The sequence below is a fragment of the Pseudomonas sp. ATCC PTA-122608 genome (genome assembly GCF_001952855.1).
Lineage (GTDB): Bacteria > Pseudomonadota > Gammaproteobacteria > Pseudomonadales > Pseudomonadaceae > Aquipseudomonas.
The window spans coordinates 82,315-108,334 of the sequence record NZ_LPNO01000006.1; the positions used below are offsets into that span (position 1 = coordinate 82,315).

The 26,020-nt window shown below is 61.3% G+C and carries 19 protein-coding genes; 11 read left to right on the top strand and 8 right to left on the bottom strand.

Annotated elements, in window-relative coordinates:
* The 5 genes from AU074_RS07550 to AU074_RS07570 form a co-directional block, all read right to left on the bottom strand.
* Entirely contained in the window at nt 1-1,464 is a 1,464-nt protein-coding gene (locus AU074_RS07550) for an efflux transporter outer membrane subunit (RefSeq protein WP_076014191.1), read from the bottom strand.
* Complete coding sequence (locus AU074_RS07555; RefSeq protein WP_063028678.1) at nt 1,461-1,934, bottom strand: MarR family winged helix-turn-helix transcriptional regulator; 474 nt, start codon at nt 1,932-1,934, stop codon at nt 1,461-1,463. Before AU074_RS07555 ends, AU074_RS07550 begins: the two co-directional genes overlap by 4 nt.
* A gap of 145 nt (nt 1,935-2,079) precedes the next feature.
* Nucleotides 2,080-5,751 (bottom strand): translocation/assembly module TamB domain-containing protein, encoded by a 3,672-nt coding sequence (locus AU074_RS07560; RefSeq protein ID WP_076014192.1) that lies wholly within the window; start codon nt 5,749-5,751, stop codon nt 2,080-2,082.
* Nucleotides 5,751-7,478 carry an autotransporter assembly complex family protein gene (locus AU074_RS07565; protein ID WP_076014193.1) on the bottom strand — a complete coding sequence of 576 codons (1,728 nt, stop codon included), beginning with the start codon at nt 7,476-7,478 and terminating at the stop codon, nt 5,751-5,753. The genes AU074_RS07560 and AU074_RS07565 overlap by 1 nt, the downstream gene beginning before the upstream one ends.
* Before the next feature lie 64 nt (nt 7,479-7,542).
* Entirely contained in the window at nt 7,543-8,193 is a 651-nt protein-coding gene (locus tag AU074_RS07570) for an N-acetyltransferase (protein WP_076014194.1), read from the bottom strand.
* A gap of 202 nt (nt 8,194-8,395) precedes the next feature.
* Between AU074_RS07570 and xthA the strand changes: the two genes are divergently transcribed.
* Both xthA and AU074_RS07580 read left to right on the top strand, forming a co-directional pair.
* Complete coding sequence (gene xthA / locus AU074_RS07575; RefSeq protein ID WP_076014195.1) at nt 8,396-9,208, top strand: exodeoxyribonuclease III; 813 nt, start codon at nt 8,396-8,398, stop codon at nt 9,206-9,208.
* Nucleotides 9,209-9,305: 97 nt separating this feature from the next.
* The gene (locus tag AU074_RS07580) at nt 9,306-10,646 is read left to right on the top strand and encodes a substrate-binding domain-containing protein (RefSeq protein ID WP_076014196.1); all 1,341 of its coding nucleotides are present in this window, start codon (nt 9,306-9,308) and stop codon (nt 10,644-10,646) included.
* A gap of 108 nt (nt 10,647-10,754) precedes the next feature.
* On the opposite strand, the gene AU074_RS07585 is transcribed toward AU074_RS07580, so the two are convergent.
* Nucleotides 10,755-11,984, bottom strand: a complete 1,230-nt coding sequence (locus AU074_RS07585) for an acyl-CoA dehydrogenase (RefSeq protein ID WP_076014197.1) — start codon at nt 11,982-11,984, stop codon at nt 10,755-10,757.
* A 150-nt stretch (nt 11,985-12,134) separates the two neighbouring features.
* Here AU074_RS07585 and AU074_RS07590 point away from each other — a divergent pair, with 150 nt between their 5' ends.
* The 3 genes from AU074_RS07590 to AU074_RS07600 all read left to right on the top strand — a co-directional run bounded on the left by AU074_RS07590 (nt 12,135) and on the right by AU074_RS07600 (nt 14,520).
* On the top strand, nt 12,135-13,064 hold the full coding sequence (locus tag AU074_RS07590) for a LysR family transcriptional regulator (protein WP_076014198.1): 930 nt from the start codon (nt 12,135-12,137) through the stop codon (nt 13,062-13,064).
* A 145-nt stretch (nt 13,065-13,209) separates the two neighbouring features.
* Nucleotides 13,210-13,608, top strand: coding sequence for a MerR family DNA-binding transcriptional regulator (locus AU074_RS07595; RefSeq protein ID WP_003211806.1), 399 nt, complete (start codon nt 13,210-13,212; stop codon nt 13,606-13,608).
* A 12-nt stretch (nt 13,609-13,620) separates the two neighbouring features.
* Nucleotides 13,621-14,520 carry a hydroxymethylglutaryl-CoA lyase gene (locus AU074_RS07600; protein ID WP_076014199.1) on the top strand — a complete coding sequence of 300 codons (900 nt, stop codon included), beginning with the start codon at nt 13,621-13,623 and terminating at the stop codon, nt 14,518-14,520.
* A 1,242-nt stretch (nt 14,521-15,762) separates the two neighbouring features.
* On the opposite strand, the gene AU074_RS07605 is transcribed toward AU074_RS07600, so the two are convergent.
* Nucleotides 15,763-17,406, bottom strand: a complete 1,644-nt coding sequence (locus AU074_RS07605) for an AMP-binding protein (RefSeq protein WP_076014200.1) — start codon at nt 17,404-17,406, stop codon at nt 15,763-15,765.
* Between the two features lie 145 nt (nt 17,407-17,551).
* Here AU074_RS07605 and AU074_RS07610 point away from each other — a divergent pair, with 145 nt between their 5' ends.
* From AU074_RS07610 to AU074_RS07630, 4 genes are all read left to right on the top strand, one after another.
* Nucleotides 17,552-18,715: an isovaleryl-CoA dehydrogenase gene (locus tag AU074_RS07610; RefSeq protein WP_076014201.1), complete on the top strand. Its 1,164-nt coding sequence runs from the start codon at nt 17,552-17,554 to the stop codon at nt 18,713-18,715.
* A 14-nt stretch (nt 18,716-18,729) separates the two neighbouring features.
* Nucleotides 18,730-20,337 (top strand): carboxyl transferase domain-containing protein, encoded by a 1,608-nt coding sequence (locus tag AU074_RS07615; protein WP_076014202.1) that lies wholly within the window; start codon nt 18,730-18,732, stop codon nt 20,335-20,337.
* Between the two features lie 133 nt (nt 20,338-20,470).
* Complete coding sequence (locus AU074_RS07625) at nt 20,471-21,277, top strand: gamma-carboxygeranoyl-CoA hydratase (protein WP_076014204.1); 807 nt, start codon at nt 20,471-20,473, stop codon at nt 21,275-21,277.
* A complete protein-coding gene (locus tag AU074_RS07630; RefSeq protein ID WP_076014205.1) occupies nt 21,274-23,211 on the top strand; it encodes an acetyl/propionyl/methylcrotonyl-CoA carboxylase subunit alpha in 1,938 nt (645 codons plus the stop codon). Before AU074_RS07625 ends, AU074_RS07630 begins: the two co-directional genes overlap by 4 nt.
* On the opposite strand, the gene AU074_RS07635 is transcribed toward AU074_RS07630, so the two are convergent.
* Complete coding sequence (locus AU074_RS07635) at nt 23,208-23,855, bottom strand: LexA family transcriptional regulator (protein WP_076014206.1); 648 nt, start codon at nt 23,853-23,855, stop codon at nt 23,208-23,210. The genes AU074_RS07630 and AU074_RS07635 overlap by 4 nt on opposite strands.
* A gap of 130 nt (nt 23,856-23,985) precedes the next feature.
* Between AU074_RS07635 and AU074_RS07640 the strand changes: the two genes are divergently transcribed.
* Nucleotides 23,986-24,348 (top strand): DUF6124 family protein, encoded by a 363-nt coding sequence (locus AU074_RS07640; protein WP_076014207.1) that lies wholly within the window; start codon nt 23,986-23,988, stop codon nt 24,346-24,348.
* Between the two features lie 467 nt (nt 24,349-24,815).
* Nucleotides 24,816-25,967, top strand: a complete 1,152-nt coding sequence (locus AU074_RS07650) for a M14-type cytosolic carboxypeptidase (RefSeq protein ID WP_076014208.1) — start codon at nt 24,816-24,818, stop codon at nt 25,965-25,967.
* Nucleotides 25,968-26,020 lie beyond the last annotated feature (53 nt).

Consider the following 26,020-nt stretch of genomic DNA (forward strand, 5'->3'; position numbering starts at 1 on the left):
TTATTCAGTGCGCGTGGCTGGGGTGGTCGAGGCCACGTTATCGGCGTGAAAACCGCCGCCCAGGGCCTGCATCAATTGAATCGAAAGATCGATTTGCTCGGCATTCAGGGTGGCCAACTGACGTTGGGCCTGGAGTAATTGCTGTTCGATGCTGAGCACGTCCAGGTAATTACCGATACCTGAGCTGTACCGCTGGACGCCGGTGTCGTAGGACTGCTGGGCAATGTCAGCGGCGTGTTGCTGGGCCTGGATCTGCCGGCCGGTCTCGCGCAATTGCACGAGGGTGTTGCCGATATCGCCCAAGGCTTGCACCAGGGTTTTGTTGTACTGGGCCACGGCCAGGTCGTAGTCGGCGTCGCGGGCATCGAGGTCGGCACGCAGGCGGCCACCGTCGAAGATCGGCAGCGATATGGTCGGCGCAATGCTGAAGAAACGGCTGGCCGAACCAAACATCGCATCCCCCAGCAACGACTCGGCCCCGGCACTCGCGCTCAGGTTGAGGTTGGGGTAGAAACGGGTCTTGCTGGCCGCGATATCTTTGCTCGCCGCCTCGACACGCCAGCGTGCGGCGATCAGGTCCGGACGACGGCCCACCAGCTCGGCAGGCAGCACCGAAGGCACGGCAACGGCGCTGGGCTTGAGCACGTTGGGGCGTACCAGTTCGCCACCACGGTCGGGGCCTTTGCCGAGCAACACGGCGAGGGCGATCTTGGCGCTCTGCAGTTGTTTTTCCGCATCGATCAGTTGCGACTGGGAGCTGGCTTCCAGGCTCTCGGTTTGCTGGTACTGATACTGGCTGTCGATCCCGGAGTTCAGGCGACGCTGGCCCAGGTCGAGCATTTGCCGGGTGCGCTTGAGGTCATCGTTGGCCAGGTCGCGCACGATATGGGCCTGGCCCAGGTCGCTGTAGGCCTTGGCGACGTTGGCCGCCAGCGTCAGGCGCGCGGCCTGTTGATCGACTTCGGCGGCGCGGGCCTGGCCCAGCGCGGCTTCCCAGGCGGCGCGCTGGCCGCCCCACAGGTCAAAGTTGTAATTGAAGCTGGCACCGATGTTGCGCACCGTGGCGTAGGCATCCCCCTCGCCCCGCGGGTCCTGGTCCTTGGCCAGGCGCGAACGGCTGACACCGGCGCTGGCATCCAGGGTCGGCATGCGCGCCGCATTGGCGGCATAAGCAGCCGCTTCGGCCTGGTGGGCGCGGGCGCTGGCCACTTGCATGTCGGGGCTGTTTTGCAGGGCTTCCTGGATCAGGCCATCGAGCTGTGGGTCGCCAAGGCCTTTCCACCAATCGGCGGTGGGCCAGGCGGCGGCGGACAGGGTCACGCCACTGAGAGACTTGCCGGTTTGCAGGTTATTGGCTTCGAGGCGTTTGCCTTCTGTGTTCAAGCCGCTGAAATTGGCACAACCGGCCATAGTCATGGCCACCAGCACAAGGCTGAGGCCGGCACGCAAGGAGCGATTGTTCATGCACCACCTACCCGCTGAATGGTGATGGGGTCACCCGCAGCTATAAGAATTTTCTTCAAGATTTTTTCCAGGGTTTGCAGTTCACCCGGTTCCAGCGCACCTGCCAGTTGGTTCAAGGCCTGGGCGCCGATGTGCGGCAACATGTCCGCCACGCGTTGGCCTTCCGCGGTCAGCACCAACTGCACCTGGCGCCGGTCCTGTTCGGAGCGCTTGCGCGCCAGCAGGTCCTTTTGTTCCAGGCGGTCGAGCATGCGGGTCATGGAGCCGCTGTCCAGGGACAGGTTGCGGCACAGTTCGGCCGGGGTGTCGACGCCGTACTGGGCCATGATGATCAACACCTTGAACTGCGCGGCCGTGATGCCGTGGGGTTCCATATGGGTGTCGATGATCTTGTCTTTGAGCAGCGCAGCCCGGCCCAGCAGCAAGCCGAGGTGGCAGTTGTGAAAGTTTTCGGGGGTGAAGTGCTTCATCGTGACCAGCCTATTAACTGCCTAAGCAGTGAATGTGTGACACGATGTTACTGCCTAGGCAGCGAATGTCAAACGAATAGTTAGGTTGCTTGGTAATTAGCGGATAAAAGGTGGGAGCCGGGCTCCCACCATTAACGTGTACGGATCAGAAATCGCGCTTGTAGAAAATATCCAGGGAGCTGGCGACGCCGCTGGCCACTTCCAGGTACACCTTCTTGCTCAGCAGGTAGCGCAAGGCAATGGTGTTGGCCGGTTCGAAAACCCCGACGCCATAACGCAGGCTGAGCTTCTCGGAGATCTTGCCGCTGGCGACCACGGCGGTGTTGTTGCCACTGCCCTGGGTGTCCAGTTCAAAATCCTGGATGCCCAGGTTCTTGGCAATGTCCGATGTCACTCCGGCACTGCCCATCAACCCCAGCCCCAGCGCTGCCTGGGCCAGCATGTTGTTGTCTTCGCCCGTGGTGCTCAGCGGTCGACCCAGTACCAGGTAAGACAACGCCTGCTCCTGGCTCATCGCCGGTTCCGAGAAGATCTGCGTGGTGGGCTGCTCGGCGCTGCCGCTCAGGCGAATCCCGGCGGTTACGTCATCCGTCTGGCGGATGGCTTCGATGTCGAGGTAGGGCTGGTCAATCGGCCCGGCGAACAGCAGCCGCGCACGGCGCACCGTGAGCCGCTGGCCGTAGGCACGGTAGCGGCCGTCGTTGAGCCACAGTTCGCCACGGGTGTCCATGTTGTCGCCGATGTGTACGTGGCCTTGCAGGTTGGCGGTGAGGCCAAACCCGGCAAAGCTCAGTTTGTCCTTGCCCACCTCGACGTCGATGTCCATCGCCATGGCCATCGGCGGCTTGCCCTCCTCGGTCTGGCTGCCGACGATCACCGTGTCATCCGAGACCTTGACCGTCGATGGCGGCAGTTCGCGCACAGTGATCTCGCCCTTGGGAATCTGCACCTTGCCGGAGATCGCCAGCTTGTCGTTCCTCATGCTGATTTTCAGGTCGGGTGCCACTTCCAGGTCGGCGTACGGCTCCACGGTGACCGGCAGTTGCATGCCTTGCAGGGCGATGTCCACCGCCAGGGCCTGGCCCCAGTCGATCTGACCCTTGATGGTGCCCTGCCCGGCCTTGCCACTGCGCCAGCCGCCATTGAGCTGCACGCTCTCACCGGCAATCAATGCCTGGATATTCAGGCCTTCGAAGCTGGTGGGCAGTTCCGGGCCGGAGATTTCGCCGCCGACCAGAGTGACGCTGCCATTGACCTGGGGCGACAGCAGGCTGCCACCGATTCGCCCGCTACCGTTGAGCTTGCCATTGAGTTTCTCGACCATCGGTACAAATGGCCGGGCGACGGCGAGGTCGAGGCCGGTCAGGGTGAAATTGCCGGTGACCGGTTTGTTCTTCGGCAGCGGATTGATCTGCGCCTGCAACAGCAACTCGCCGAGCTTGCCGCCACGGAAGTTGAGCTGGGTGTCGATGCGCGTGGGGTTAAGGGTGGTTTCCAGCTTCAGCGTGTCGTACGGAAAGTCCAGCCACTGGTCCTTGTCCTTGACCCGCAGGGTGCCGCCGCTGGCATCCACCGAGACCACGCCTTTAGGGCCGCTGGCCGGCAGGTCAAGCTGCACGTCGGCATTGAGCTTGCCCTGCCAGGCGAAATCCTTGGGCAACCACTGGGCCAGGCTGTCGATGGGGAACTGCTTGAGGTGGTAACGCAGCTTCGGCTCGGGCATCAAGCGCTGGTCTTCGCCGCACAGGCTCGCCGGGCCGGAGACCCAGCAATGGGCTGCAAAGGTCAATTTGCCGTCGGCCAGGCGCTCGATTTTCGCCGGCGCTTGCAGCTTCCAGTCCTGGCCACCGGCTTGCACATCACCGCTGGCCAGGCGCCCGCGCCAGTTGCCTTTGTCGAGATTGCCGTCGAGGGCCAGGGCCAGCTTGAGTAGCGGGCCGGCCAGGTCGAGCTGGACTTTCTGGCTTTTGATATCGCCCTGAGCGCTGGCGGTGAAGGTGCCGAGCTGGGTTTCACCGGTCTGGATGCCACTGCCCTTCAAGTCGATTTTGGCGCGCTGGGCGTTATCAAGGTTCGCGTCCAGGGTCAGGTTTTGCAGGCGATTGTCCTCAAACGCCAGTTGTTGCCCCACCAGGTTGAGCTTGCCTTGGGGCGCCTGCAGAGTGCCCGCGACGTCGAGGCGGCCGTTCATCTGCCCGCGCAGTTGCGGCCAGAGTTGGGCGAGGCGCGTCAGTTTGATGTCGATCTGCCCAGCCAGCCGTTGCTGCAGGCTGCCGCTGCCGTAGACGCGGTTGTCGCCGAGGCGGATGTCGAGGGCGCCGAGGGTCCACTGCTCGCCTGCGCCTTCGGCCTTGGCCTGGAGCACGGCGGGCTGGCCGCGCAGACGGCCCTTGAGGTCGAGGTCGGCGTTGAGCTTGAGTTGCTCGTTCTTCATTTCACCCTTGCTGCGCAGCGGGCCGGCCAGAGTACCCGGCAGTTCCGCGACCCAGTACGCCGGGTTGATGGCCGACAGGTCCAGCGCCGTGTCCCAGGCGATGCCATCGGCAAACTGCAGGTTCAGGTGGCCTTCGGCCTTGCCCTGACCGGCGGCGAGTTTCAACTCGGGGAGGAACACTTGCTTGAGGTCGCCGCTGAACGGGCTGGCCAGGCTGAACTTGCCCGCCGGGCCGTCGAGGTCGGCCTTGAAGTTGCCCAGGTAGTTACCGTCCTTGTAGGAGACTTCGCCATTGAAGGTACGCAAGGCGACTTGGGGTTCGTCGATCACCGGGTACAGGCGATGCCACGGGAAATCCAGCCAGTCGATTTTCGCGTCGGCGCTGAAGCCTTGCTGCCAGTCCAGATTGGCACTGAGCTTGAGGCTTTGTTTGTCGCCGGCATTCAGGTCCAGCCCGGCGATCTGCGCGCCCTTGGCGTCGACCTTGCCTTGCAGCAGCAGGTCCACTGGGCCTTTTTCCGCTGGCAGGACGGCTTTGCCGAGCAGCTGGTAACCGTTGCTCAGGTCGCCCTTGGCCGTCAGGTCCAACTGATTGAGTTGCAGGGTATCGGGCAAATCGGCGCTGGGTTTAAAGCCGTCGGCGGTGATGTGCAGTTGCGCCGGCAGGTTTTCCACCAGGGGTTGCAACTCGCCGCTGAGCTTGGCAGGCAGGTAGCCGCTGCTGTCGGCATCGAGCTTGAGGGTCTTGAGCAAATCGCCATCGACCTTGAGCGCCAGCGTCCAGGGCGCACCGCTCGGAGCGTAAGGCAGGCTCAGGTTACCGCTGGCGGCCAACGGCCAGTTGCCAGTGGGTTGCAGCAGGCCGGACAGGTCGAGTACCAGGCCGTCCCGTTGCAGGTGCACCGAGTCGATCTGCATCCCGGCGGCAGTCCAGTGCGCCGCCAGTTGCAGGCCCCGGAGTTCTTCGCTGCCATTGAACAGCAGGCTGCCGACACGAATGTCGCCCAACTGAAGGGCGACCGGCAGTTTCAAGTCCGGCAGGGTAATCGGCCCGCTGCTGTCTTCGGTGCTGGGTGGAAATTGCAGACTCACCTGCTCTACATCCAGTTGGTTGATGCACAAGGTCATGCGCATCAAACAGGCCGGCGACCAGTCGAACTTAGGCGCCTGCAGCTCCACGCGGCTGCTGTCTTGCTGCCATAACAGATGGTCGGCACTCCACTGGCCGCCCAGGCGACCCTGGAAATTCTCCACGGTCAAACCCGGCACCTGGTCCAGCACCCATCGGCTGCCGACTTGAGTACCCAGCACCGTCCATAGCGCCAGCAGTATCACCGCGAGGACCGCCAGAATGGCCAGCCCCGCTATTTTCAAACCACGCATCACAGCTCAGGCCCCATGGAAAAGTGCAAACGAATGCCGCCCGGATCTTCGAGGGCATGGGCCAGGTCGAGGCGGATCGGGCCGACCGGCGACACCCAGCGCACGCCAACACCCACGCCGGTTTTCAGGCTCGGCATTTCCAGGGTGTTGAACGAGTTGCCTTGGTCGATAAAGGTCGCGATCCGCCATTTTTCGGCGATGGAATATTGGTACTCGGCGCTCAGGGCAACCATGTAGCGGCCGCCGATGCGGTCGCCGCGATCGTTTTCCGGAGACAGGGTCTGGTACTCGTAACCCCGTACGCTCTGGTCGCCACCGGCAAAAAAGCGCAACGACGGCGGTACGGACTTGTAGCCGTTGGTGGCGCTGCCGCCAAACTGCGCCCGAGCCAGGAAACGATGGTTATCCCACAGGGTGGTCAAGCCCTTGATCGTCGCCGTGCCGTAAAGCAGGTTGGTGTCGGAGCCCAAGCCTTCCTTGGCGACCTTGGCGTCGAACAGCAGGCGATAGCCGTTGTGCGGGTCGATGCGGTTGTCGCTGCGCAAGTAGGAATAACTGATGCCGGGCATCAGCAGCGTACTCAGGCCCGAGTCGTTGCCGAGGCGATATTCTTCACGCTGCCACTTGAGCGAGATCACCCGCGTCCAGCCGCTGGGCAACTTGCTGTGCCACTCGGGGCCGAGGGTCAGCAATTTACTCAGGGTGTCGGTGTTGGCGATTTCTTCATTCTGGTAGCCGCCGGCGAAACGCAGTTTGTCGGTGAGTGGCGGGTCCATTGGAATGTCGTACCACAGCCCGACGTTCTGCCGCGGCGCCGACAGTTCGGCTTCCCAGCCATAACTGTGGCCCTGGGGGTTGACCCAGTGGCGCGTCCAGTTGGCCTTGCCCCGCGGGCCGACGTCCGTCGAGTAACCAAGGCCGAGGCCCATGGTGCGGGGCTTGCGGGTTTCCAGTTGCACGGCCACCGGGATCACGTCATTGGCCGAGGCTGCCGGGGCAGCGTCCACGCGCACGCCCTCGAAAAAACCGCTGGATTGCAGGTTCTGGTTGAGTTCGGCGATCAGTTCGGAGTCGTAAGGCGCGCCGCTCTTGAACGGCACCATGCGTTGCAGCAGGTCTTCATCAAACGGCGTGTCGCCGGCAAAGCTGACCTTGCCCAAGGTGTAGCGTGGGCCACTGTCATAAATGAGTTCGATATCGGCCACACCCGCCTTGGGGTCGACCGAGAGTTTCTGGCTGGTAAAGCGCCCGCTGAAAAAGCCGAAGCGTGACGCCTGGTTCTGGATGACACGCTTGGCGTCTTCGTAGTTGCCGTGGTTGAGCACGGCGCCGGATTTGAGTTGGTCGCTGGCGGGCACGCGAAAGGCTTTGAGGTCGGCGGCCTGGCCATCGACCCGAATCGTCACATTGCGCAAATGCACCGGTTCGCCGGGATCGATGGTCAGAATCAGGCGCGGGTTCTTGCCGCCCTTCACATCGCTGGCGATCTGCGGTTGGTAGAAACCCAGCGCCTGGGCGGCCTTGCGGGCCTGCTCCTCAGCGCCACGGCTGAAGCGCAGCAGGGCTTCTTCGTCACGATCGCCGACCCCGCCGATATAGCCTTCGATGTTGGCTTTCAACGCGTCGTTTGAAGGCTTGATGCGCACATCCAATTCGCTTTGCGCCAAGGCGCCGCAGCTCGTGAACAGCAGAATCAAGCCGCTGGTAAATCTTCCTGGAAACTTCATAGGCCGGGATGCTACACGAGCTTGGGAGCGTCTTAGAACCCTGATTTGTCTGAATAATTCTGACCTAAAGGGTTGCAGCCTGTAACACTTGCGGATTTGCGTGAAAGAACACGTGTTCCAGAACCGGTCCTACAGCCACCTCGCCAATCTCTTCATAGCCCTGACGCTTATAAAACTCCAGATAGCGAGAATTCCCCGTATCCAGTACCACGCCGGATGAATGCGGGTCTTCGGCGCACCAGTTGTGCACCGCTTCCAGCAATTGCTCACCGTAGTGTTTGCCCTGGAATTGCGGGTGAATCCCCAGCAACGGCAGCACATGCACCGAATCCGAGGGCAGGCACGCCAGCACTGCCTGATGGTATTCCAGGTAGCGCCGGGTGCCGCGCACACCGGTGCTCAGCCACATACGTAACTGCCAGGCCCAGCTTTCGGTGATGCCCAGGCGGCGTGTCGGTGGCGCGATCAGGGCGATGCCGATCAGTCGGTCGTTGACCAACAAGCCAATGGCCGGCAGTTTCTGGAAGAAGTGTTGCTTGACCAGTTCACGCACCGTGGCGCGCACCCGCTGTTCGTAGCCGGGACGTTCGGCTTCGAAGATGTAGGCGAACGTCGGCTCATGCCGGTAGGCCTGGTACAACAGCGAACGGGCTTCGCGGGAATAGCCGCTGTCGAGCATGTGGATCTGGGCGATGGCAGTCGAGGTGTCAGGCATAACAGTGAATCTCCCCTGGGCGCTGACTCAAAAGGTTGCGCTCTTGTTATTACGAACGTCTGCGGCACTGTTTCGTTCAGTGTAGCCACCGGGGGCCGCTTCGCAGCCCAACGCAGCCTCGTGCCTCGGCAGCGGCTACAAGGCTGGCCCCCGTCCGACTTGTCGGCTAGCATCGCCCTTTTGCCAGACTGGACCGCCGACCATGAAAATCGTGTCTTTCAATATCAACGGGCTGCGCGCCCGCCCTCATCAGCTGGCGGCACTGATCGAGAAACATCAGCCGGACGTTATCGGTTTGCAGGAAACCAAGGTCCACGACGACCAGTTCCCGCTGGCCGAGGTGCAGGCCATGGGTTATCACGTTTATTACCACGGGCAGAAAGGCCACTACGGTGTCGCCCTGCTCTCGCGCCAGGAACCGCTGGCGCTGCATAAAGGCTTTGCCAGTGACGAAGAAGACGCCCAGCGCCGCTTTATCTGGGGCACCTTCGCCGACGCCAACGGCAACCCGATTACCATCATGAACGGCTATTTCCCACAGGGTGAAAGTCGCGACCACCCCACCAAATTCCCGGCCAAGCAGCGCTTCTACGAGGACCTGCAAACCCTCCTGGAGTCGCAGTTCAGCAATGACCAGGCCGTGGTGGTGATGGGCGACGTGAACATTTCCCCGGAAGACTGCGACATCGGTATCGGCGCCGACAATGCCAAGCGCTGGCTGAAGACCGGCAAATGCAGCTTCCTGCCGGAAGAACGCGAGTGGATGGCACGCCTGAAGAACTGGGGCCTGGTGGACAGCTTCCGCCACCTCAACCCGGACGTGGCGGATCGCTTCAGTTGGTTCGATTACCGCAGCCGTGGTTTTGAAGACGAGCCAAAACGCGGGCTGCGAATCGACGTGATCCTGGCTTCCCAAGGCTTGTTGCCCCGGGTGAAGGATGCCGGTGTGGATTACGACCTGCGCGGCATGGAAAAACCCTCCGATCATGCGCCGATCTGGCTGGAATTGAGCTGATTCAGCACAGAGGGTCGGGAAACCGGCCCTCGTCACATTTATGCAACCTTCCTGACTTAATCTCGCGGCACTCCCTTTGGTTTGAGAAGGTGCCGGCATGATGCTGCGCGTTCTATCCCTGCTGGCACTGCTCAGCGCATTTCCCCTCGCCGCTTTTTCCACCCCACTGCCCTTCCCCGAACATGGCCCGGCCTTGCGCATCCAGGGTTCCAACACTATCGGCGCGGCGCTTGGCCCGGCACTGGTCAAGGGACTGATGGAGCAACAGGGGTTGCAAGCGGTGCACAGCGAGCCATCTGAGCAGGCCAACGAACAGCACATCATCGGCAAGACTCGCCAGGGCCAGCGGGTGACGGTGGAAGTGGCCGCCCATGGCTCCAGCACCGGGTTTGGCGCACTGAAAAAAGCCAGCGCCGATCTTGCGGCGTCTTCCCGGCCGATCAAGGACAGTGAACTGGTGGACCTGGAACCCCTAGGCGACCTGAAGAGCCCGGATGCTGAACAAGTCATCGCCATTGATGGCCTGGCGATCATCCTCAACCCGCGCAACCCGTTGGGTAGGTTGAACACCGAGCAATTGGCGCAGATTTTCAGCGGCGAGGTTTCGACTTGGGAGCAAATTGGCGGCATCGGCGGCCAGATTCACCTGTACGCGCGGGATGATCAGTCCGGCACCTACGATACCTTCAAGGAGCTGGTGCTCAGCCGTCGCGGCAAAGCACTGGATGCCAGCGCCAAGCGGTTCGAGTCCAGCGAGGCGTTGTCGGATGCCGTCAGCCATGACCCGCAGGGTATCGGTTTTATTGGTTTGCCTTATGTGCGCCAGGCCAAGGCAGTCGCCATTGTCGATGGCGACTCACAGCCCATGCTGCCGTTGAACAGCCTGATTGCCACCGAGGATTACCCGCTGTCACGCCGGTTGTTTTTCTATTTGCCGCCGATTGAGCACAATCCCTGGGCCAAGGCCTTGGTGGACTTTGCGCAAAGCAGCAAGGGCCAGGCGATCGTGGCCGCCAATGGCTTTATCGCGCAGCAGGTGCAAGCCATGACCGTGGAACCGCGGGCGCCGATGCCCGAGGATTACCAGGCGATTGCCCGGCAGGCGCAGCGGCTGACCGTGAATTTCCGGTTTGAGGAAGGCAGCGCCAGCCTCGACAACAAGGCGCGCCAGGACTTGATGCGGGTGGTGGCTTATATAAAGCGCCACGGCAAGCTGGACAAGCAGGTGACGCTGGTGGGGTTTGGGGATGCCAAGAGTGATGCGCAACGGGCGGCGCTGTTGTCGAAATTGCGGGCGATGGCGGTGCGGCGGGAGTTGGTCAAGAGCGGCGTGGTGCTGAGGGACATACGCGGGTTTGGCGCGGAGATGCCGGTGGCGGCGAATACGGCGGATGAGGGAAGGATCAAGAATCGGCGGGTGGAGGTTTGGGTGTATTGAGGACTTAAAGATCTTTATTGCCCGGACTGGCCTCATCGCGGGCAAGCCCGGCTCCCACAGTTGACTGCATTCCCCTGTGGGCTTGCCTGCGATGAAGACACCTCGGTTTTACTGGCCGCTGCGCATCATCTCCCGCGGCACGTATTTGCCGATCTCGAACTTGCCGATCGCTGCGCGGTGCACTTCGTCCGGGCCGTCGGCCAGGCGCAGGGTGCGCTGCATGGCGTACATGTAGGCCAGCGGGAAGTCGTTGGAGACGCCAGCGCCACCGTGGATCTGGATGGCGCGGTCGATCACCTTCAACGCCACGTTCGGCGCCACCACCTTGATCTGGGCGATTTCGCTTTTCGCGACCTTGTTGCCCACGGTGTCCATCATGTAGGCGGCTTTCAATGTCAGCAGGCGCGCCATGTCGATTTCCATCCGCGAGTCGGCGATCTTGTCGATATTGCCACCCAGGCGAGCCAGCGGTTTGCCGAAAGCGGTACGGCTGACGGCGCGTTTGCACATCAACTCCAGCGCGCGCTCGGCCATGCCGACGGAGCGCATGCAGTGGTGGATACGGCCCGGGCCAAGGCGACCTTGCGCAATTTCAAAGCCCCGGCCTTCGCCCAGCAGGACGTTTTCGTACGGCACACGGACGTTTTCGAAGAGTACTTCGGCGTGTCCATGGGGCGCGTCGTCGTAGCCGAACACCGGCAGTGGGCGCACGATTTTCACACCCGGTGCATCTACCGGTACCAGGATCATCGAGTGCTGCTGGTGGCGCGGCGCATCCGGGTTGCTCAGGCCCATGAAGATCAGGATCTTGCAACGCGGGTCGCAGGCGCCGGAGGTCCACCATTTTTTACCGTTGATCACCCACTCGTCGCCGTCACGTACCGCACGGGCCGCCATGTTGGTGGCGTCGGAAGACGCCACGTCCGGCTCGGTCATGGCGAATGCCGAGCGGATCTCGCCGCGCAGCAACGGCTCCAGCCAGCGCTGTTTCTGTTCTTCGTTGGCGTAGCGCACCAGCACTTCCATGTTGCCGGTATCCGGCGCCGAGCAGTTGAACGGCTCCGGCCCCAGCAAAGAGCGGCCCATGATTTCCGCCAGGGGTGCGTATTCCAGGTTGGTCAGGCCCGCGCCCAGTTCGGATTCCGGCAGGAACAGGTTCCACAGGCCTTCGGCTTTAGCTTTGGCTTTCAACTCCTCCATGATCGCGGTGGGCTGCCAGCGATCACCTTCGGCAACCTGGCGTTCAAACACAGGCTCGGCCGGGTAAACGTAGGCGTCCATGAATGCGGTGACGCGTTCACGCAGTTCCTGAACCTTGGGCGAATAGGCGAAATCCATGGGCAGCACCTTCTCAATGGAGGTTGTTGAGGTCATGAATCGATGCTAGAACAGCGTTGATAATTTACCTAGCCTATTCTCGGCGTGTATTAACATTCATCACCGATATATGATCGGCGTATGGACACCTAACAATAAGAGCGCAGCGAAATGAATCTGAGCAAGGTCGATCTCAACCTCTTCATCGTCTTTGACGCGATCTACACCGAAGCCAACCTGACCCGCGCCGGGCAGATTGTGGGGATTACCCAGCCGGCGGTGTCGAACGCTCTGGCCCGCCTGCGGGAGACCTTCAACGACCCGCTGTTCGTGCGTACCGCCCAGGGTATGGTGCCCACGCCCATGGCCCAGAACATCATCGGCCCGGTACGTAATGCGCTGTCGTTGCTGCGGGTGTCCGTGCAGGAAAGCCGGATTTTCAACCCGCAACAGGCCGCCAAGACCTACCGCATCAGCATGACCGACCTCACCGAAGCGGTGATCTTGCCCGCACTGTTCCAGCGCCTGCGCCGCCTGGCGCCGACGGTGGTGATCGAGAGCTTCCTGTCCAAACGCCGGGAAACCACCAAGGAACTGGCCGCCGGTCGCCTGGACTTTGCGGTGGATGCGCCGCTCAACACCGACCCGCAAGTACGCCATGTGAAGCTGATGGAAGACCGCTACGTGTGTGCCATGCGCAAGGGGCATCCGATGGCGGGCAAGGACAAGCTCACCCTGGATGACTACCTGTCGCTGACCCACATTCATATCTCCAGCCGGCGCAACGGCCTGGGCCACGTTGACCTGGCATTGGGCAAGATGGGCCTGCAGCGCAAGATCGCTCTGCGTTCCCAACATTACTTGATGGCCTCGCAAGTGTTGCAGCAGACCGACATGGTGATGACCGTACCGGAGCGGTTTGCCCGGCGCCATGAACTGCACTGGTTCAACCTGCCGGTAAATGATGTGCCCATGGTGGAAACCCATCTGTACTGGCACGAAAGCACCGACCAGGACCCGGCCAACCGCTGGATGCGCGAGCAAATGATCGAGTTATGCCAGCAAGTGACGGCCCATGAGAAGAAGCTGGACAAACTGTAGGAGCGAGCTTGCTCGCGAAAAACCTGAGAGCGCCGCGTAAAAACCAGACAGCCCACGTTATCGTTAACGTTGCAGTGGCAATGCGCTTGACGTTAACGTCAACCAGCCATTAGCTTAACGCTCAAGACACTCCTTGAGCGCCCCCATGAGCACGACCTACAGCATCTCCGACCTCGCCCGCGAGCTCGACATCACCACCCGCGCCATTCGCTTCTATGAAGAACAAGGCCTGCTGTCCCCGGAACGCCGGGGCCAGGAGCGCATTTACTCGCCCCGGGACAAGGTCAGCCTGAAGTTGATCCTGCGGGGCAAGCGCATCGGTTTCTCCCTGGCCGAGTGCCGGGAGCTGATCGAACTCTACGACCCCACCAGCGGTAACCAGAAACAGCTGCACAGCATGCTGGCGAAAATCGCCGAGCGCCGCGAGCAGCTGGAACAACAGTTGCTGGACATCGAACAGATGAAGCTGGAGCTGGACACCGCCGAAGAGCGGTGCACCCAGGCGCTGGAACAGACCATTCAGGGCCAGGTTGGCCATTCATAAAAGGTAGCTGCCATGTCCCTTCCCTCTCATGTGCGCCTGGTGGAAGTCGGTCCGCGCGACGGCCTGCAGAATGAAGCGCAACCCATCAGCGTCGCCGACAAGGTGCAATTGGTGGACGCCCTGAGCGCCGCCGGCCTGGGTTACATCGAAGTCGGCAGCTTTGTGTCGCCCAAGTGGGTGCCGCAGATGGCCGGGTCGGCCGAGGTGTTTGCGCAGATCCAGCGCAAGGCCGGGGTGACCTATGGCGCACTGGCGCCGAACCTGCGGGGTTTTGAAGATGCACTGGCGGCGGGCGTGAAGGAAGTCGCGGTGTTTGCGGCGGCGTCCGAGGCGTTTTCCCAGCGCAATATCAACTGCTCCATCAGCGAAAGCCTGGAGCGCTTCGTGCCGATCATGGACGCGGCCAGGCAGCATGGCGTGAGTGTGCGGGGTTATGTGTCGTGTGTGTTGGGTTGCCCCTATGAAGGTCAGGTCGCACCGGAACACGTCGCGGTAGTCGCTCGCGAGCTGTTTGCCATGGGCTGCTATGAGGTGTCCCTGGGCGATACGATCGGCACGGGCACTGCAGGCGCCACGCGGCGGATGTTCGAGGTGGTCGGCGCGCAGGTGCCACGGGACAAGCTGGCCGGTCACTTCCATGACACCTATGGCCAGGCCATCGCCAATATCTACGCCAGTCTTGAGGAAGGTATCCAAGTGTTCGACAGCTCTATTGCGGGCCTCGGCGGCTGCCCCTATGCCAAGGGTGCCAGCGGTAACGTTGCCACGGAGGATGTGCTGTACCTGCTCAATGGCCTGGGCATCGAGACGGGTATCGACATGGACAAGCTGATTCTGGCGGGTCAGCAGATTTGTACGGTGCTCGGCCGCCCCACGGGTTCGCGTGTGGCGAAGGCTCGTAGCGCCGGTTGAGTAGCGCGCCTGTGACGATGTGTTACCTCGCGGCTACACATCGGGTAACACGGGAACATATCTTGTCGCATTTCCTGAAGGAAATTTCCCGCTTAAAAATCAAGCCATTGATTTTAAAGGACTTTACAAAGTTGGCACGGCTTCTGCTATCTCTATTGCATAACAAGAATAAAAAGCACCAAACCTAATAAAAATAAGACGTAACGACTCTGACATAACAAAAACAACACGGCAGAGACGCAGCTAACAGATTTTTTTGGAGAAGATGTGCTTCGCAGGGTACGGCAGATGCCGAAACCCGCAACCGGATAGAGAAGAACAAAACTACCTTCAGGTAGCTACCCACTGGTTGGATCGCGTGCGAAGAAGCAGATCAGCGCTCAAAAAAATACGTTTGCTCTTGACCCCGGATGGGGGTCGCCAAAAACAGCGGTAAAGGGCCACGGTTGCCAAAAACAACAACAGACCGCCCCTCAATAATAAAAAAAGAGCACGCAACGACAAATTAAAGGGGACCTTCGGGTCCCCTTTGTGCTTTCTCGGGGAGGGTGATTTGGGTGTATATCCGTTGTTTGGGTGATGGCCTCCTATGGTTCCGCTCTTACAGCGGCTCACTTTTGAAAAGCGCAAAAGTAAGCAAAACGCTCTTGCCCCACCACTCGGCACCTCGCCTAGGCTCGGTGTGCCCTCACTCCGGCTTTGGAGCGTGGTTTAACGGGGCGCCTAAGATCAAGATCAAAAGCAGATCAAGGGCACAGCGGCCTCCCGGCCGGCTTGAGTGTGGTGAAGCAACAGCAACAGCAACAGAAAAACCAGAAGCGGGCACGGTCCAAATGTGGGAGCGGGCTTGCTCGCGAAGGTCGTTAACGATGACGCGGGCATCCTGATTCAACGCGGCGGTCTCAGGTTTTTCGCGAGCAAGCTCGCTCCTACAGAGAAGGAAGCCGGCCGGGAGGCCGCTGTGCTTTTGATTTTGATCTGACTGCCCCATTCAGCCCGAGGCCGAACGCAGGTATTGAGGAGCGGGTAAACCGGCAGGACGCCGGTTTAGCCGCGCCGGGCCATGGATGGCCCGTCGCGGCGGCCCGCGGAGCAATGCCGGAGCTGAGGGCACACCGAGCCTAGGCGAGGTGCCGACAGGCGGGGCAGAGCGTTTTGGTTACTTTTGCGCTTTTCAAAAGTGACCCGCTGTAAGAGCGGAACCCTAAGTAGCCGTTACCGCTGCAACGGATATGTACACCATCAATCCTCCCCCTCCCCCTCCCCCAACTCCTCAATCATAATTTCCCGCATCCGAAACTTCTGAATCTTCCCCGTCACCGTCATCGGAAACTCATCCACAAATTTGAAATGCTTAGGCGTCTTGAAGTGCGCAATCCGACCCTTGCACCACGTCTGCAGCTCCAGCTCATTGGCCACATGCCCCGGATGAAACTTGACCCACGCCACAATCGCCTCACCATAGCGCTCATCCGGAATCCCGATCACCTGCACATCCGCCACCGCCGGGTGGGTGAAGAAAAACTCCTCCAACTCCCGCGGGTACACATTCTCGCCGCCACGAATAATCATGTCCTTGTTACGCCCGGCAATGCACACGTAGCCGTTTTCATCCATGGTCGCCAGATCGCCAGTGTGCATCCACCCCGCGTCATCAATGGCCTCCCGAGTGCCGTCGGGGTTGTTCCAGTAACCGAGCATCACGCTATAGCCACGGGTGCATAACTCACCCACCTGCCCCCGAGCAACCGTGTTACCCGCCTCGTCGATGATCTTGCTTTCCAGCTGTGGCTGGGTACGACCGACGGTGGTCACCCGCCGCTCAAGGTCGTCATCCGGCCCGGTCTGCAACGACACCGGGCTGGTTTCAGTCATGCCATAGGCAATCTGCACCTCACTCATGTGCATCTCGCTGATGACCCGGCGCATCACTTCGATCGGGCAGGTGGCGCCGGCCATGATCCCGGTGCGCAGGTGTGACAGGTCGAATTCAGCGCGGCGCGGGTGATCAAGCATGGCGATAAACATCGTGGGCACGCCGTAAAGCCCCGTGGCCCGTTCTTCGGCGACGGCGGTCAGGGTCAGCAACGGGTCGAAACCGTCATTCGGGTAAATCATTGTGGTGCCGTGGGTGATACAGCCCAGGTTGCCCATCACCATGCCGAAGCAGTGGTATAGCGGCACCGGGATCACCAGGCGGTCTTGCGCGGTCAGGCCCAGGCTTTCGCCAACCATGTAGCCGTTATTGAGGATGTTGTGGTGACTGAGCGTGGCGCCCTTGGGGAAGCCGGTGGTGCCGGAGGTGTACTGGATGTTGACGGGTTGATCGAAGTGCAGGCTGGCCTGGCGGGTGTGCAGTTGCTCGGGTGGAATGCCCGCGCCGAGCGCCGCCAATTGCGACCAGGGCGTGAACCCCGGGGGCGGGCTGGGATCCAGGCTGATGATGCCGCGCAGGTCGGGCTTCAATTCCTGCAGCATGCCGTGGTAATCGGAGGCCTTGAACGACCCCGCGCACACCAGCCACTGGCAACCGGACTGCTTGAGTACGTACTCCAGTTCGCTGCTGCGATACGCCGGGTTGATATTGACCAGAATCACGCCGAGCTTGGCGCTGGCAATCTGGCTGATGCACCACTCGGCGCAGTTGGGGGCCCAGATGCCCAGGCGGTCGCCGGTTTGCATCCCCATGGCCAGGAACGCACGTGCATGCAAATCAACCGTCTCTGCCAGTTGCCGCCAGGTATAGCGATGCGGTTGATGGCACACGACCAGGGCTTCGCCGTCGGGGTAGCGCGAAACCGTGTGATCGAAGGCTTGGCCGATAGTCATGGCCAGCAGGGCTTTGTCCTGAGAGCCACGGCTGTAGCTCTGATTCGATTGATCCATAACGACCCCTGTTGTCTTTTTTGTAGGTTGACGTAAACGTAAACTACGATTGACAGGCCTGCAACGCAAGTTTACGTTAACGTAAAGGTGATCGCCCTCCCCGGCGCATTGACCACACAAAAACAACGCTAGAAGGTGCCCGTCCATGAGTTACCCCTCCCTGAACTTCGCCCTCGGTGAAACCATCGACATGCTGCGCGACCAGGTGCAGTCCTTCGTGGCCAAGGAGCTGGCGCCGCGGGCTGCGCAGATCGACATCGATAACCTGTTCCCCGCCGACATGTGGCGCAAGTTCGGCGACATGGGCCTGCTGGGCATCACCGTGCCGGAAGAATACGGCGGCGCCGGCCTGGGCTACCTGGCCCACGTGGTGGCCATGGAAGAGATCAGCCGGGGTTCGGCTTCGGTGGCGTTGTCCTACGGCGCGCACTCCAACCTCTGCGTCAACCAGATCAATCGCAACGGCACCCACGAACAAAAACTCAAGTACCTGCCCAAGCTGATCAGCGGCGAACACGTTGGCGCCCTGGCGATGAGCGAGCCGAACGCCGGTTCCGATGTGGTCTCCATGAAGCTGCGCGCCGATAAACGCGGCAGTGTGTATGTGCTCAACGGCAGCAAGACCTGGATCACCAACGGTCCCGACGCCAACACCTACGTGATCTACGCCAAGACCGACCTCGAAAAGGGCGCCCACGGTATCACTGCATTTATCGTCGAGCGCGACTCGAAAGGCTTCAGCCGCAGCAATAAGTTCGACAAGCTCGGCATGCGCGGCTCCAACACCTGCGAGCTGTTTTTCGATGACGTCGAAGTGCCGGAAGAAAACATCCTCGGCGCATTGAATGGCGGCGTAAAGGTGCTGATGAGCGGCCTCGATTACGAACGCGTGGTGCTCTCCGGGGGCCCGACCGGAATCATGCAGGCCTGCATGGATTTGATCGTGCCCTACATCCACGACCGCAAGCAGTTCGGCCAGAGCATCGGCGAGTTCCAGTTGATCCAGGGCAAGGTCGCCGACATGTATACCCAACTCAACGCCAGCCGCGCCTACCTGTACGCGGTGGCCCAGGCCTGCGAGCGCGGCGAGACCACGCGCAAGGATGCCGCCGGGGTGATCCTGTACAGCGCCGAACGCGCCACCCAGATGGCCCTCGACGCGATCCAGATTCTCGGCGGCAATGGCTATATCAATGAATTCCCGGCGGGCCGTCTGCTGCGTGACGCCAAGCTGTACGAAATCGGTGCCGGCACCAGTGAGATCCGGCGCATGTTGATCGGTCGCGAACTGTTTAACGAAACCCGCTGAACGGAGCGCGCACCATGGCTACCCTGCACACCCAGCTCAACCCGCGCTCGGCGGAATTCGCCGCCAACAGCGCGGTGATGCTCCAACAGGTCGACGCCCTGCATACCCTGCTCGCCCAAGTGCAGCAAGGCGGCGGCGCCAAGGCTCAGGAGCGGCATACGTCCCGAGGCAAACTGTTGCCCCGCGAGCGGATCAATCGCTTGCTCGATCCTGGCTCGCCGTTCCTTGAACTCAGCCAACTGGCCGCTTACCAGGTGTATGGCGAAGACGTGCCGGCGGCCGGGGTGATTGCCGGGATTGGTCGGGTGGAAGGCGTCGAGTGCATGATCGTCGCCAACGACGCCACCGTGAAAGGCGGCTCGTACTATCCACTGACGGTCAAAAAACACCTGCGCGCCCAGACCATCGCCGAGCAGAACCGCCTGCCGTGCATCTACCTGGTGGACTCCGGCGGCGCCAACCTGCCGCGCCAGGACGAAGTGTTCCCGGACCGCGAACACTTTGGGCGGATCTTCTTCAACCAGGCCAACATGAGCGCCCAGGGCATTCCGCAGATCGCCGTGGTGATGGGTTCCTGCACCGCCGGTGGCGCGTATGTCCCGGCGATGGCGGACGAAGCAATCATGGTGCGCCAGCAAGCCACGATCTTCCTCGCCGGCCCGCCGCTGGTGAAGGCGGCGACCGGTGAAGTGGTCAGCGCCGAAGACCTGGGCGGTGCCGATGTGCACTGCAAGATTTCCGGAGTCGCCGACCACTATGCCGACAGCGACGAACATGCGCTGGCCCTGGCCCGGCGCAGTGTGGCCAACCTCAACTGGCGCAAGCTGGGGCAATTGCAACAACGCACGCCGCTGGCACCGCTTTATAGCAGCGAGGAGCTGTACGGCGTGATCCCGGCTGACGCCAAGCAACCGTTCGATGTGCGCGAAGTGATCGCACGGTTGGTGGACGGCTCGGTGTTCGATGAGTTCAAGGCATTGTTCGGCACCACCCTGGTGTGCGGTTTTGCGCACCTGCACGGCTACCCGATTGCGATCCTGGCCAACAACGGCATCCTCTTCGCCGAGGCCGCGCAGAAAGGCGCGCACTTTATCGAGCTGGCCTGTCAACGCGGGATTCCGCTGCTGTTTCTGCAAAACATCACCGGCTTTATGGTCGGCCAGAAATACGAAGCCGGCGGCATCGCCAAGCACGGTGCCAAGCTGGTGACGGCCGTGGCGTGCGCCAAGGTGCCGAAATTCACCGTGATCATCGGCGGCAGCTTCGGCGCCGGTAACTACGGCATGTGCGGCCGCGCCTATGACCCGCGTTTCTTGTGGATGTGGCCCAACGCACGCATCGGCGTGATGGGGGCTGAACAGGCGGCCGGCGTTTTGGTGCAGGTCAAGCGTGAGCAGGCTGAGCGCGCAGGCCAGGGTTTCAGCAGCAACGAGGAAGCCGCGATCAAGCAGCCGATCCTCGACCAGTACGAAACCCAGGGCCACCCCTACTACTCCAGCGCACGGCTGTGGGACGACGGCGTCATCGACCCGTTGCAGACCCGCGACGTGCTGGCCCTGGCCTTGTCCGCCGCGCTGAACGCCCCTATCGAGCCGAGCCGCTTCGGCGTGTTCCGCATGTGACCTGTAGGAGCGAGCTTGCTCGCGATGGTCGTCAATGCTGACGCGGGCAGTCTGGATGAATACGGCGCCCTCAGGTTTTTCGCGAGCAAGCTCGCTCCTACAACATGCATCACATCATCATGGAGCTCCTTACATGAGCGATTTCAATACCCTCGAACTGGTCATCGACCCGCGTGGCTTTGCCACCTTGTGGCTCAGTCGTGAAGCCAAGAACAACGCGTTCAACGCCGAAATGATCCGCGAATTGATCATTGCCCTGGATCAGGTGCAAGGCGACCCGGCCCTGCGCTTCCTGGTACTGCGCGGGCGCGGCAAGCATTTCAGTGCCGGTGCCGATCTGGCCTGGATGCAGCAATCGGCCGAGCTGGATTATCACACCAACCTGGACGATGCCCGTGAGCTGGCAGAGCTGATGTACAACCTCGCCAAGCTCAAGATCCCGACGCTGGCAGTGGTTCAGGGTGCGGCCTACGGCGGTGCCCTTGGGTTGATCAGTTGCTGCGACATGGCAATTGGTGCCGATGATGCGCAGTTCTGCCTCTCGGAAGTACGCATTGGCCTGGCGCCGGCGGTGATCAGCCCGTTCGTGGTGCAGGCAATCGGTGAGCGGGCAGCGCGACGCTATGCCCTGACGGCGGATCGCTTTGGTGGCCAGCGGGCGCGGGAAATCGGTTTGCTGGCGGAAAGTTATCCGGCTGATGATTTGGACGTCCACGTTGAAGTGTGGATTACCAACCTGCTGCTCAACAGCCCGGCAGCCATGCGCGCCAGTAAGGATTTGTTGCGCGAAGTCGGCCACGGCGCGCTGACGCCAGCGTTGCGTCGCTATTGCGAAAACTCCATCGCCCGGATCCGCGTCAGCGCCGAAGGCCAGGAAGGCTTGCGCGCCTTTTTGCAAAAACGCGCGCCCAATTGGCAGCCTCAGGAGCCGCGTTCATGAAGACGCTTACCACTGTATTGGTGGCCAATCGCGGCGAAATCGCCTGCCGGGTGATGCGCACCGCCAAGGCCATGGGCTTGACCACCGTGGCCGTGCACAGCGCCACGGACCGCGACGCGCGGCATGCCCGCGAAGCGGATATCCGCGTTGACCTGGGCGGCAGCAAGGCCGCCGACAGTTACCTGCAAATCGACAAATTGATCGCCGCGGCCCAAGCCAGTGGCGCCCAGGCGATTCACCCGGGTTATGGGTTTCTTTCGGAGAACGCAGGGTTTGCCCGCGCGATTGAAGCGGCCGGGCTGATCTTCCTCGGCCCGCCCGCCTCGGCCATTGATGCCATGGGCAGTAAATCTGCCGCCAAGGCGCTGATGGAAACCGCCGGTGTGCCGTTGGTGCCCGGCTACCACGGTGACGCCCAGGACCTGGAGACCTTTCGCCAGGCGGCTGAGCGTATCGGTTACCCGGTGTTGCTCAAGGCCACGGCCGGCGGTGGCGGCAAGGGCATGAAAGTGGTCGAGGACGTCAGCCAACTGGCCGAAGCGTTGGCCTCGGCGCAGCGTGAAGCGCTGTCCTCGTTTGGCAACGCGCAGATGCTGGTAGAGAAGTATTTACTCAAGCCGCGCCACGTGGAAATCCAGGTGTTCGCCGACCAGCACGGCCAATGCCTGTACCTGAATGAGCGTGATTGCTCGATCCAGCGTCGCCATCAAAAAGTCGTCGAAGAAGCCCCCGCGCCGGGCCTGAGTGCCGAGCAGCGCAAAGCCATGGGCGAAGCAGCGGTGCGTGCCGCCCAGGCCATCGGTTACGTGGGCGCGGGCACTGTAGAGTTTCTGCTGGACGCCCGGGGCGAGTTTTTCTTCATGGAGATGAACACCCGGCTGCAGGTGGAACACCCGGTAACCGAGGCAATCACCGGCCTGGACCTGGTGGCCTGGCAGATCCGTGTGGCTCAGGGCGAGCCACTGCCGATGACTCAGGAGCAAGTGCCGCTGCTGGGGCATGCGATTGAAGTACGTTTGTACGCCGAGGACCCGGCCAATGATTTCCTGCCAGCCACCGGGCACCTGGCGTTGTACCGCGAATCCACGCCAGGGCCGGGGCGCCGGGTGGACAGCGGTGTCGAGCAAGGCGACAACGTCTCACCGTTCTACGACCCGATGCTGGGCAAGCTGATTGCCTGGGGCGAAGACCGCGAGCAGGCGCGCCTGCGGTTGCTGGGGATGCTCGATGAGTTTGCCGTGGGTGGCCTGAAGACCAACCTGGGCTTTTTGCGGCGCATCATCGGCCATCCGGCGTTTGCGGCGGCTGAACTGGATACCGGGTTTATCCCGCGTTATCAGGATGAGCTGCTACCTGCACCAGGCGATCTGAGCGATGAGTTCTGGCAGGCAGCAGGCCAGGCGTTCATGCAGACCCAATCGAGCAGTGATTCCAGTTCGCCTTGGGCAGACATGCGCGGCTTTCGCGCCGGGTTGCCGGCCGAGGTTTCCCTGCATTTGAGCTGCAACGGCCAGGATCGCCTGGTGATGCTGCAAGCCGGCGTTAACCCGCCACAGTTGCGTGGCGAGCAGTTGCTGATCGACCAGCAAGGCGTACGCCGCTCCCATCTGGCGGTCCGCGAGGGCGGCCGTGTGTTTCTGCGTTGGGATGGCGAGGTGCATAGCGTCAGCCTGTTCGACCCGATTGCCGCCGTCGACGCCAGCCAGTCCCATCAGGGCGGCCTGACCGCGCCGATGAACGGCAGCATCGTGCGGGTGCTGGTGGAGGTCGGGCAAACGGTTGAAGCCGGTACGCAGTTGGTGGTGCTGGAAGCCATGAAGATGGAACACAGCATCCGCGCGCCCCATGCCGGCGTGGTCAAGGCGCTGTACTGCCAGGAAGGTGAAATGGTCGGTGAAGGCAGCGCCCTGGTGGAACTGGAAGCCGCGAGCTAAAACCTCGTGACCGCCTGCACCACCACGCCGATGATCCGGCATTCTTCGCTGAAGAGCATTTTCGGGTAGGTCGGGTTGAGCGGTACCAGGTAAAGCTGGCCGCTTTGCTTCACCAGTTTGCGCAAGGTGGCCTGGGGATTGAATGCCCATTGGGCCACCACCAATTTGCCGGGCTCGGCCTTGATGGCCGGGTCCACCAGAACCATCATACCCTCGCGGATACTCAAGCCGCTGGGGGCAGCCATGGCATCACCGATCACCCGCATCCAGAACGCTTTGCCACGGGCGTGATAGTCGCTCATCTGGAAACGGGTAGCGTTGTAAGGCCGAGATTCTTCCTGCACTTGGTACGCTCCCTTTCCGTCGCTCAGCGGGTACCGGTAATTCGGGTTGTAGTGCGGCACTGGCTCCAATTCCTGCTCCACCGGTGCAAGCGCTTTTTCGCGAATCACCAGCGCCACCTCGAGATAATCGAGGCCCAGTTCCTGCATCACCCGGTTCATGTCGGCGAGGCTTGGCACCCGGCGCTTGTTCAGCCAGTGGCCGACTCCGCCCTGAGACATGCCCAGGCGCGACGCCAGTTGGTCCTGCGTGACCTTGCGGTCTTTCATGCTGGCCTTGACCAACGCTATCCACTTATCCATGGGGCCTGACAATACGTTGTGTAGTCACAACGACAATAAACAGTTTGTAGTAATCAATAAAACGCCATAAATACGATTAGTACTAATATCGGTTGCAGGCTTTCGACATCCACCCAGAGCACCGACCTTTATGACGACAACCCCGTATTCCCTGCCCGAAATCTGCGATGAAGACGAACTGCTGTTCATGCGCAGCAGCGGCGCCGCCCAGCGCGCACTGGACTATTACTTGAAAGAGGATGGCACGCCGCCCGCCGTTGACGACACCCTGTTCGCGGTCAAGCCAGGCATCAGCGACGAGGAAGCCCTGGTCCACGCCTCCGACCTGCTGCGCAGCGCTGCGGCCACCGCGTACGAATCGGCAAACAGCGCCCACGGCAGCAGCCGGGACCTGGCGTTTTCAGTGGTCTATTTGATTGATATGGCGAAGGTGATGGTGGAGCGGTCGCTGCGGGTTTCGGCGAGGGACACCGAACAGTCGGCCAGGATGTAACAGACGCGAAGGAAAAATATTTCTATCTGAGGGATAAAAACATTTGACTTGCAAATGATAATGATTATTATTGGACCTAGCTGATCGCGAGATCAGTCGATAGACCAAGAGACCTTAGGTCGGACTCTTGGAATATCTCCTCATCAGGCTAATCACGGTTTTTGACCCGGCTCTTTGGCCGGGTCTTTTTTTTGCCAGTTTTTCCTGGCGTGGCTTCAGGCTAATGAAGACTGTGTGTTGCTTGATGGCGCGCATGGTAGCAAAAGACCATCGCCAAAAGAAAGTCGATCGAGCGCTCTAGGCCGGTTCTTCCCAAAATAGCACTTGAGAATCAATCTCATAGATTCTAAGCTGCTGCGGCGTCAAGGACGACGCCCCCCTCTATTCCCCGCAAAAATTGCATCCAGGCTTTACCCCGCTCCGGTGTAAAATGCCCGCCACAACACTCATATTCAGGCAACCAGACTATGACCGTGGCCTTGACCTCTATCAAGATCAGCACCGACTTCGACAGCGGCAATATCCAGGTGCTCGACGCCAGTGATGCCCACCAGTTGCTGCTGGCTATCAAGCCCGATACGCGCAGCCAGCACTTCCAGTGGTTCCACTTCAAGGCCGAAGGCATGCATGTGGGCCACACCCACACGTTCCGCCTGAGCAACGCGGGCCATTCTTCCTACAAGCACGCGTGGAGTGGCTACAACGCAGTAGCGTCCTACGACCATATCAACTGGTTTCGGGTGCCCACCCGCTTTGATGGCGAGACACTGCACATCACCCTCGAAACCCGTGAAAAACAAGCCTGGTTCGCCTACTTCGAACCCTACAGCCGCGAACGCCACGACTGGCTGATCGACCAGGCGCTGAACCGCGCCGGCACGCAATTGCTGGCCACCGGCAAAAGTGTCGAAGGCCGTGATATCCCACTGCTGCGCCGTGGCAAAGGCGAAGCCGGCAAGCGCAAGGTCTGGATCATCGCCCAGCAGCACCCCGGCGAACACATGGCCGAATGGTTTATGGAAGGCGTCATCGAACGCCTGCAACAGGACGGTGACACCGAGCTGAAAAAACTGCTGGCCGCCGCCGATCTTTACCTGGTGCCGAACATGAACCCCGATGGCGCGTTCCACGGCCATCTGCGCACCAACGCCATGGGCCAGGACCTCAACCGCGCCTGGCAAAGTGCGAGCCAGGAGATCAGCCCGGAAGTGCTGTTCGTGCAGCAGCAAATGGAAAAATACGGCGTCGATCTGTTCCTGGATATCCACGGCGACGAAGAAATCCCCTACGTGTTCACCGCCGGTTGTGAAGGCAACCCCGGCTACACACCGCGCATCGAGCAGTTGGAGAAACACTTGCGCAGCCACTTGAGCGGCCTCACCCGCGACTTCCAGACCGTGCACGGCTACACCCGCGACCTGCCGGGCGAAGCCAACATGACGTTGGCGTGCAACAGCGTCGGCGAGAAGTTCGATTGCCTGTCGCTGACCCTGGAAATGCCCTTCAAGGACAACGACGACGCGCCCAACCCCCTCACCGGCTGGTCGGGCAAACGTTCGATGCAATTGGGCAAAGATGTGCTGAGCAGCGTGGCGGATATCGTCGGCGTATTGCGCTAACCCTCCACTGTCCCCGACGACGGCGGCACCACGGCTGCCGTCGTCGGGCAAAG